Consider the following 5,885-nt stretch of genomic DNA (forward strand, 5'->3'; position numbering starts at 1 on the left):
ATCGTCGTCCGACAGAAGGCAACCGCCGGATGTCGCGCAGTCAGCTCGACCGCACCCTGCTGCTGTGGATGCTGCCGCTGCTGGTGGCACCGCCGATGTACAGCAAGGACGTCTACTCCTACCTGGCGCAGAGTCAGATCTCCCGGCTCGGACTGGACCCCTACCGGGTGGGCCCGGCACCGGCGCTGGGCCTGGACCACGTCTTCACGCTGTCCGTGCCCAGCCTCTGGCGGGAGACGCCGGCGCCCTACGGGCCACTGTTCTTGTGGATCGGTCGCGGAATCTCGGCGTTGACCGGGGAAAACATCGTCACCGCGGTGCTGTGCCACCGGGTGGTGGTGCTGCTCGGGGTCGGCTTGATCGTGTGGGCGGTGCCGCGCCTGGCCGCGCGCTGCGGGGTCGCCGAGGTCAGCGCCCTGTGGCTCGGAGCGGCCAATCCACTGTTGCTGATGCACCTGGTGGCCGGCATCCACAACGAGGCGTTGATGCTCGGACTCATGCTGACCGGCACGGAGTTCGCGTTACGCGGGATCACCGCGGCCAAACCGCTGTGGCCGGATGTACGCAGTCGCCCCGGCCGGGACGACTGGGCTCCGCTGGCCGGGCTGCTCATCGGGGCGGTGCTGATCACGCTGTCATCGCAGGTCAAGCTGCCGTCGCTGCTGGCGCTCGGGTTTGTCGCGATGGCGCTGGGCTGGCGGTGGGGCGGCGACGTGCGGGCGTTTCTGCTGGCCGGTACGAGCATGGCCGCGCTGGCGGCGGCGGTGACGGGCTTGATCGGCTGGGCCAGTGGGCTGGGCTTCGGGTGGGTGTTCACCCTGGGCACGGCCAATGTGGTGCGCAGCTGGATGTCACCGCCGACGCTGATCGCCCTCGGCACGGGCCAGGTGGGGATCCTGCTCGGTCTGGGTGATCACACCACCGCGGTGCTGTCGCTGACCCGTGCCATCGGCGTCCTGATCATCGCGGTCCTGGTGGTGTGGCTGTTGCTGGTGGTGTTCAACGGCCGGCTGCATCCGGTCGGGGGGCTCGGCGTTGCGCTGGGCATCACCGTCCTGCTGTTTCCGGTGGTCCAGCCCTGGTACCTGCTGTGGGCGATCATCCCGCTGGCGGCGTGGGCGACCCGGCCGAACTTCCGCATCGCGGTGATCGCGGTAACCCTGGTGGTGGGCATCTTTGGACCGACCGCCAACGGCGACCGCTTCGCGCTGTTCCAGATCGTGGACGCCACCCTGGCCAGCGCCGTGGTGGTGTTGGGGTTGTTCCTGCTGACCTATCGGCGCCTGCCGTGGCGCGAGTTACCGGCCGAAGCCGGCGCCCCGACGGGCGATGCACCGGCCGAGGAACCGACCCCGCGGCCGGCCGCTGCCACCGACGCTTACGCTGATTCTCCGTGAACTCAGCTGTCGCGGTGCGCTTGCGCGGGGTACGCAAGCGTTACGGGACCGGTCCTGCTGCGATCGAAGCGGTCGCCGGCCTGGATTTCGACGTGCAGACCGCCGAAGTGTTCGCCCTCCTCGGCCCGAACGGCGCCGGGAAGACGACCACGGTCGAGATGTGCGAAGGCTTCGTCCGCCCGGACGCCGGAACCATCGAGGTGCTCGGCTTGGACCCGGTCGCCGACAATGACCGGCTTCGGGAGCGCATCGGGGTGATGCTGCAGGGCGGCGGCGGCTACCCGGCCGCACGTGCCGGCGAGATGCTCAAGCTGGTGGCGTCGTATTCGGCCAACCCGCTGGACCCGCAGTGGCTGCTGGACACCCTGGGCCTGACCGATGCGGCACGCACCACCTACCGCCGGCTCTCCGGCGGGCAGCAGCAGCGGCTCGCGTTGGCCTGCGCCCTGGTCGGCCGGCCGGAACTGGTCTTCCTCGACGAGCCGACCGCCGGTATGGACGCGCACGCCCGGCTGCTGGTGTGGGAGCTGATCGATGCGTTGCGCCGCGACGGCGTGACCGTGGTGCTGACCACCCACCACCTGCGCGAGGCCGAGGAGCTGGCCGACCGGCTGCTGATCATCGACCACGGCGCGGTGGTCGCCGCCGGCACGCCCGCGGAGTTGACCCGCAGCGGCGCCCAGGGCCAGCTGCGGTTCACCGCACCTCCGCGACTGGACCTGTCGTTGCTGATCGCGGCGTTGCCGGAGGGGTATCGGGCCAGCGAGGTGCTGCCCGGTGAATACCTCGTCGAAGGAACCGTCGACCCCCAGGTGCTGGCGACCGTGACCTCCTGGTGCGCCCGGATGGATGTGCTGGCCACCCAGCTGCGGGTCGAGCAGCGCAGCCTCGAGGACGTGTTCTTGGAGCTGACCGGACGGGAGCTACGCCCATGAGTGCTCAGAAGGTCTTCGCGCCCGGCACCTTCACCCCCGACCCCCGTCCGGCCCGCGTGCCCGCGATGCTGGCCGCGCAGTACCGGTTGGAGCTGACCCTGCTGCTGCGCAACGGCGAGCAGCTGCTGCTGACGATGTTCATTCCGATCACCCTGCTGGTCGGGCTGACGGTGTTGCCGCTGGGCCCGTTCGGCGAGGGCCACGCCGAACGCGCGACCACGGTGCTGCCGGTGATCATGTCGCTGGCGGTGATCGCTACCGCGTTCACCGGGCAGGCGATCGCCGTGGCGTTCGACCGGCGCTACGGGGCCCTGAAACGACTGGGCGCCACGGCGCTGCCGGTCTGGGGCGTCATCGCCGGCAAATCGCTGTCGGTGGCTACGGTCGTGCTGTTGCAGTCCGTGCTGCTCGGCACGATCGGCGCCGCGCTGGGCTGGCGGCCGACATTGGCCGGCCTCGGCTTGGGCGCGGTGGTCATCGCGCTCGGTACCGCCTGTTTCGCGGCGTTGGGCCTGCTGCTCGGCGGCAGCCTGCGCGCCGAGATCGTGCTGGCCGGCGCGAACCTGCTGTGGTTCGTGTTCGGCGGGTTCTCCGCACTGACCGTGGAGACCGATCTGGTGCCCGGCACGGTCCGCTGGCTCGCCCGACTCACTCCCTCGGGGGCGCTCACCGAGGCGCTGGCACAGGCGCTGAGCGTCTCGGTCGACTGGTTCGGTCTCGCGGTGGTGACGGTGTGGGGTCTGTTGGCCGCCGTCGGTGCCGTGCGATGGTTCCGGTTCAGCTGACCTACTACGGGACGTAGTTACCGATCCTCTACGATCAGGCCCGTGGGACGGTTCCTGATGCGCCTGGTGGACCTGCTACCCGAACCGGGCCTGCGCACGCAGCGATGGCTGGCTGCCGCGGTCGTCTTCACTCAGGGATTCATCGCCGTCACCGGCGCGATCGTGCGGGTCACCGCGTCCGGATTGGGTTGCCCGACCTGGCCGCAATGCTTCCCGGGCAGCTACGTCCCGGTGGCCGTCTCGGAAGTTCCGCGGATTCATCAGGCCATCGAGTTCGGCAACCGGATGGTCACCTTCGCGGTGGTGATCACCGCGGCGCTGGCCGTGCTGGCCGTGCTCCGGGCCCGCCGCCGTACCGAGGTACTGGTCTACGCCTGGCTGATGCCCGGCTCCACGGTGTTGCAGGCGGTGATCGGCGGTATCACGGTACGCACCGGGCTGGCCTGGTGGACCGTGGCTGTGCACCTGCTGGTCTCGATGCTGATGGTGTGGCTGGCGGTGCAGTTCTATGCGAAAGTCGGCCAGACAGACGACGAGTCGGCGGTGGTGACTTATCGGGTCCCGACACCGTTGCGCGGGTTGACCGCGCTGTGTGCCGTCACGCTGGCCGCGGTGCTGGTGACCGGCACCCTGGTGACCGGCGCCGGCCCGCACGCCGGCGACAAGAGCGCGGCCCGCACGGTGGCCCGCCTCAAGGTGGAGGTCGCCACGCTCGCCCACCTGCACGAGTCGCTGCTGATCGGATTCCTCGGTCTACTGATAGGCCTGGCCTTCGGGCTGGCCGCGGTGCGGGCGGCCAACCCGGTGATGCGCCGACTGGCGGTGGTGACCGCCCTGACATTGGTGCAAGGACTGATCGGCCTGGTCCAGTACTTCACCGGCGTGCCCGCCGTACTGGTCACCCTGCATGTGGCGGGTGCGGTACTGGTCACCGGCGCGACGGCGGCGCTATGGGCGTCGCTGCGCCAACGGACCCAACCCGAGTCGCTCTAGCGCCGCGGTGACCTCGACGGCGAAGCGGCGCTGCGCTCGCTCTCGTTCGCCGGCGTCAAGCGCGCTGAACCCCAACTGCGGCGCAATCAGATCCAAGCCGACCAGGCGTGGATCCGCGGCGGTTCCGGCCACGTCGGCCCGCGCGTAGAGCAGCTCTTCGATCCGGATGCTCAAGCGTTCGGCGGCCGAACGCAGGGCGGCACGCCCGACATCCCACAGTTCGAAGTCCGGGTCGGACCCGGCGGCGCCGAACGCGTGCGATCGGCCGGCACCGAAGAAAACCAGCGTGCTCAGCTCCGCCGGTGGCGGTCCCGGCAACGTCGGGACCCCGTCGCACTGCAGGTCGGCCAGGTAGCGGCGGTCGGCGTTCCAGGCCACCGCTTCCGGCGGGTTCAGCAGGTGGGCCACCCGGGTTGTCCAGTTCAAGAATTCGGCGTGCCGGGCCGGGGCGCCGCCGGCCGTGCGCAGGATCACCAGGTCCGCCGCCAGCGTCTCCGGGTCATCCCAGGGCAGACGGCGGGCGTGCAGACCTCGGTGGCGCAGCGCCGCCACCAGGCCGGCATCGTCGCCGGCGTCGTCGACCGCCCCGGACGTATCGGCGCCACGGTGGTGGCCGTGCCGCGGATCGACCGCCAGCACGATGCGCGGATGGAAGATATCGGGCCGGGCCAGCTTCATGCAGACCTCATAGTCGGAGATGATAGTCACCATGCACGCCGTGGAAGTGGCCGCGACCGGCGGCCCCGAAGTTTTGAACCTGGTCGACAAACCTCAGCCCTCCCCTGCCTCCGGTGAGGTGTTGATCCGGGTCGAGGCCGTCGGGGTCAACTACATCGACACGTATTTCCGCTCCGGGGTCTACCCGGCCGAGCTGCCGTTCGTGGTGGGCAATGAGGCCGCGGGCACGGTCGCCGAGGTCGGCGCGGGAGTGACCGCATTGACTGTGGGCGATCGCGTGGTGACGGCGGCCGCGACCGGCGCCTACGCCCAATACTGCACGGCCCCGGCATCTTTGACGGCACTCATCCCCGATGGAATCGAGGCTGACGTGGCCGCCGCCGCGCTGCTCAAGGGCTTGACGGCGCATTACCTGATCACGTCGGTGTATCCCGTGCAGTCCGGCGACACCGTGTTGTTGCATGCCGGCGCCGGCGGGGTGGGACTGATCCTGACTCAATGGGCGACCGCGCTCGGTGCCCGAGTGATCACCACGGTCTCGAATTCGTCCAAGGCCGAATTGTCGAGGCAGGCCGGCGCTGTGGAAGTGCTCGAGTACCCCGGCTCGGCCCCTGAAGACGCCGCGGCGTTCGGCGCCCGGGTTCGGGAGTTGGTCGACGGCGGGGTGGTCGCGGTATACGACGGCGTGGGTGCGGCGACGTTCGACGCCAGCCTGTCCAGTCTCGCCGTCCGGGGCACCTTAGCGCTGTTCGGCGCGGCCAGTGGGCCGGTGCCGCCGGTGGACCCGCAGCGGCTCAATGCGGCGGGCTCGGTCTACCTGACCCGTCCCAACCTGGCGCACTTCACCCGTACCGCACCGGAATTCACCTGGCGCACGGGCGAACTCTTCGAGGCGATCGGCAATGGCACGATCACGGTGACGGTCAGCAAGCACTATCCGCTGGCCGAGGCTGCCCGCGCCCACCGCGATCTGCAGGGCCGCCAGACCGTGGGCTCGATTGTGCTCGACCCGTAACCGCCCCCGAGTCCAGATCCCAGCCGTCGGGCAGTAGCGGGACCCGGGGACCGTCGGCGAATTCCGCCCCGTCCAGCCGGGT

The 5,885-nt window shown here is 70.1% G+C and carries 6 protein-coding genes; 5 read left to right on the forward strand and 1 reads right to left on the reverse strand.

Annotation, left to right across the window (positions count from 1 at the left end):
• The 4 genes from mptB to N416_RS0121100 form a co-directional block, all read left to right on the forward strand.
• Positions 1–1,397 (forward strand): polyprenol phosphomannose-dependent alpha 1,6 mannosyltransferase MptB (gene mptB, locus N416_RS0121085; RefSeq protein ID WP_036458930.1); only part of this gene is annotated, 1,397 nt, incomplete at its 5' end.
• Entirely contained in the window at positions 1,394–2,332 is a 939-nt protein-coding gene (locus N416_RS0121090) for an ABC transporter ATP-binding protein (RefSeq protein WP_024444068.1), read from the forward strand. The genes mptB and N416_RS0121090, both read left to right, overlap by 4 nt.
• A complete protein-coding gene (locus N416_RS0121095; protein WP_024444069.1) occupies positions 2,329–3,117 on the forward strand; it encodes an ABC transporter permease in 789 nt (262 codons plus the stop codon). The genes N416_RS0121090 and N416_RS0121095 overlap by 4 nt, the downstream gene beginning before the upstream one ends.
• Positions 3,118–3,174: 57 nt before the next feature.
• The gene (locus tag N416_RS0121100) at positions 3,175–4,110 is read left to right on the forward strand and encodes a heme A synthase (RefSeq protein ID WP_036458932.1); all 936 of its coding nucleotides are present in this window, start codon (positions 3,175–3,177) and stop codon (positions 4,108–4,110) included.
• Here N416_RS0121100 and N416_RS0121105 read toward each other — a convergent pair.
• A complete protein-coding gene (locus N416_RS0121105) occupies positions 4,066–4,788 on the reverse strand; it encodes a hypothetical protein (RefSeq protein WP_024444071.1) in 723 nt (240 codons plus the stop codon). The two genes, N416_RS0121100 and N416_RS0121105, sit on opposite strands and share 45 nt — an antisense overlap.
• Positions 4,789–4,819: 31 nt before the next feature.
• Here N416_RS0121105 and N416_RS0121110 point away from each other — a divergent pair, with 31 nt between their 5' ends.
• Entirely contained in the window at positions 4,820–5,803 is a 984-nt protein-coding gene (locus N416_RS0121110) for a quinone oxidoreductase (protein WP_024444072.1), read from the forward strand.
• Positions 5,804–5,885 lie beyond the last annotated feature (82 nt).

The sequence above is a fragment of the Mycobacterium sp. UM_WGJ genome (assembly GCF_000455125.1).
Taxonomy (GTDB): domain Bacteria; phylum Actinomycetota; class Actinomycetes; order Mycobacteriales; family Mycobacteriaceae; genus Mycobacterium.